Consider the following 3263-nt stretch of genomic DNA (forward strand, 5'->3'; position numbering starts at 1 on the left):
GCTCCACCTCCCGCGCGGCGGTGGCCGCCGCGCGGGAGGTGGAGCAGGCGCTCGTCGCACAGGACGAGGCACGGCGGCTGCTCTCGGTGACGCGCGGGGCGACGGCGGACGACGGGGCCCGGGAGGAGGTCCGGGCGGCCCGCGGCGAGCTGCGCGCGCTGGCGCCCCGGATCGTGGACGCGGAGCTGCGCGAGGAACTGCTCGCCGTCTGCGGCCGGCTCGCGGGCGCCGCGCGCCCGGCCGGCACTCCCCCGCGCCCGCTGCCGGTCACGCTCGCGCCGCGCGAGGTGGACGTACTGGGCTGTGTCGCGGCGGGCTCGACCAACGCGACCGCGGCCGAACTGCTCGGACTCCGCCCGGAGACGGTCAAGGGCTATCTGCGCTCGGCGATGCGCAAGCTGGGTACGCCCACGCGGCTGGAGGCGGTGGCGGCGGCCAGGCGTGCCGGTCTGCTGCCGTAGAGGGGCCGTCCGGGCCGCCCTCTCGGAGAACTGCCGGACGCACAGGGTGTACTGATGTACCGGACATGCTGAGGTACCGGCTTGCCGAGGTACCCGGTGTGCCGAGGTACCCGACGTGACGGAGGTGTGCGCGTGGTGTCCATGGACCGGTTCCTGGCCTTCGCCGTGATGTCCCTGCTGGTGATCGTGATACCGGGGCCGAGTGTGCTGTTCGTGATCGGCCGGGCGCTGGCCCATGGCCGACGGACGGCGCTCGCCACCGTGCTCGGCAATGTGGCGGGCTCGTACGCCCTGGTGGTGGCGGTCGCGCTGGGGGTCGGCGCCCTGGTGGAGCGGTCGGTGGCCGTCTTCCTCACCGTGAAGCTGGCGGGCGCGGCCTATCTGGTCTTCCTGGGTGTCCAGGCCTTCCGCCACCGCGCGCAGATGCGGATCGCGGCCCTGTCCGCGCCGACGGGCCCGGCGCGCGGTGATCTCCGTACGATCGGGGACGGTTTCGTCGTCGGGATCACCAACCCGAAGGGCGTGGTGTTCTTCGCGGCCGTGCTCCCGCAGTTCGTGGACCACTCGGCGGGCCGGCTGCCGGCGCAGATGCTGCTGCTCGGACTGGTGCCGATCGCGATCGGTCTGGTCACGGACACGCTGTGGGGGCTGGGCGCGTCCGCGGCACGGAACTGGTTCGCGCGTTCGGACCGGCGGCTGTCTCTGGTGGGCGGGGCGGGCGGCTTCGCGATGATCGGTCTGGGTGTCACCGTCGCGGCGACGGGCCGCGCCGACTAGGCCCTGTCCGGTCGATCTTCGTGGATCGGCCCGGGGCGGCTGGTGGAGGGGGTACCTCCCGTGCCGTTCAGGCCACGGGGGAGCATCGCAAGGCGGAGGATCGGAGTCGTCGACGGCCCGGCCGTACCCGGGCGACTCCGACAACGCGGCGAGGTGCCGTGCCAGGCGTTCCGGGCCCGCGAAGACCGGCCGGACAGGGCCTAGGCCCTGCCGCTCATCCCGTGCCTCTCGCGCCTCCCGTGCCTGCCGCGCCTCCCGCGCCAGGGGCGCGTCAAAATGCGGGCCTTCCTGGTCAGCGCTCCGTCATGGGCCCGGCGGTCCGCCGTCCGCCGGGCATAGCTTCCTGGTGTCAGTCAGTGAACGACTCCCCTGGGAGGACATCATGGAGCGCCTCATCACCGAGGACGCGGATCGCGACGCGGACCCCGACCCGGACCTCGACCCCGAGGATCGCGCCGCGGACGCCGATTCCGACGCGGACGAGTGCCATCCGGCACGGTCGCCGCTGTACGTGCCCGTACGGCTCGGCTCGTGCGGCGGGCAGCAGTTGCGCTTCGCCCGCACCCCGCTCGGCGCGCGCACGGCGATCGGTTTCACCAGCGCCCGGAGGCTGACCGCCGTCCTCGGCGAGCAGCAGTCCTGGATCAGACTCGCGGAGCCCGTGCTGCGCGCGCTGGCCGCGCCGCTCGGCGCCGCGATCGTCACGGTGGATCCCCAGCTCACCGCGCCCGCCCCGGTCCCGGCGCCCGCGCCGAGGGCGGTCCCTGCGAGCGCCTGTGCGCGCCATGCCCTGGAGCTGCCGGAGGCGATGACCGTATGACCGCGGAACCGTCCCTGCTGATCAGCGAGCTCGACACGCCGTCGGTCTGGCCCGCCTCCGCCGTCCTCGCACCCGGTGGCGACATCGCGGTGGCCGGCGTCGGGCTCGCCGAACTGGCCGACCGCTACGGCACTCCGGTGTACGTCCTCGACGAGGACGAGGTTCGCGCCCGCGCCCGGGCGTGGCGACGGGCACTGCCCGCCGCCGAGGTCGTCTACGCCGCCAAGGCGTTCCTCTGCCGGGCGGTCGTCGACTGGATGGAGCAGGAGGGCCTCGGACTCGACGTCTGCTCGGCGGGCGAACTGCGACTGGCCGCCGCCCGCGGCTTCCCGCCCGAGCGGATCGTGCTGCACGGCAACGCCAAGTCCCCGCGGGATCTGAGCACGGCGCTGCGTCTCGGTGTCGGCCGGATCGTCATCGACTCCGCCTGCGAGACGGCCAGGATCGCCGCGCAGGTGCCGGGGCCGGAACCCCAGCGGGTGATGGTCCGCGTCCTGCCCGGTATCGAGGCGGGCGCGCACCCCAAGATCCGTACCGGAGCGGAGGGCCAGAAGTTCGGCCTCTCGATCGCGGACGGCTCGGCGGCGGACGCGGTCGGCCGGATCCTCGGCCAGCCCAGGCTCGAACTCGTCGGACTGCACTGCCATCTCGGCTCGCAGATCGCCGAGGCCGGACCGTACGCGGAGGCCGTTCGCCGTCTGGTGGCCTTCCTGGCGGCGATCAGGGACCGCCATGGCGTGACCCTGCCCGAGCTGGACCTCGGCGGCGGCTTCGCGGTGGCGTATCTGCCGGGGGATCCGGCGCCCGCGCCCTCGGTCTACGGTGAGCTGATCACCCGGACCCTGGCGGGCGCCTGCGCCGAACACGGTCTTCCCGTACCCGCCCTGACCGTGGAACCGGGCCGCTCGGTCGTGGCACCGGCCGGGATCGCGCTCTACCGGGTGCTGTCGGTCAAGCGCGGCGCGGGCGGGGTGTTCGTCGCCGTCGACGGCGGGATGAGCGACAACCCGCGGCCCGCGCTGTACGGAGCGCGCTACGCGGTCCGCCGGGTGGGACGTGCCTCCTCGGCCCCGATGCGGACGGCGACGGTCGTCGGCCGGCACTGCGAGGCGGGCGATGTGCTCGCCGGTCCCGTGGAGCTGCCGGAGGACATCAGGCCCGGCGACGTACTGGCGGTTCCGGCCGCCGGCGCGTACCAGGTGTCG

4 protein-coding genes are annotated in these 3263 nt (G+C 74.3%); all 4 read left to right on the forward strand.

Annotated elements, in window-relative coordinates:
* Positions 1-461: helix-turn-helix transcriptional regulator (locus BFF77_RS25885; protein WP_245703709.1), on the forward strand; the 461-nt coding region annotated here is incomplete at its 5' end.
* A gap of 132 nt (positions 462-593) precedes the next feature.
* A complete protein-coding gene (locus BFF77_RS25890) occupies positions 594-1238 on the forward strand; it encodes a LysE family translocator (protein WP_066954118.1) in 645 nt (214 codons plus the stop codon).
* Between the two features lie 382 nt (positions 1239-1620).
* On the forward strand, positions 1621-2058 hold the full coding sequence (locus BFF77_RS34790) for an SAV_915 family protein (protein ID WP_245703710.1): 438 nt from the start codon (positions 1621-1623) through the stop codon (positions 2056-2058).
* The coding region (lysA, locus tag BFF77_RS25900) for a diaminopimelate decarboxylase (RefSeq protein WP_066954121.1) at positions 2055-3263 on the forward strand (1209 nt) is incomplete at its 3' end. The genes BFF77_RS34790 and lysA, both read left to right, overlap by 4 nt.

The sequence above is a fragment of the Streptomyces lushanensis genome (assembly GCF_001700515.1).
Taxonomy (GTDB): Bacteria; Actinomycetota; Actinomycetes; order Streptomycetales; family Streptomycetaceae; genus Streptomyces; species Streptomyces lushanensis.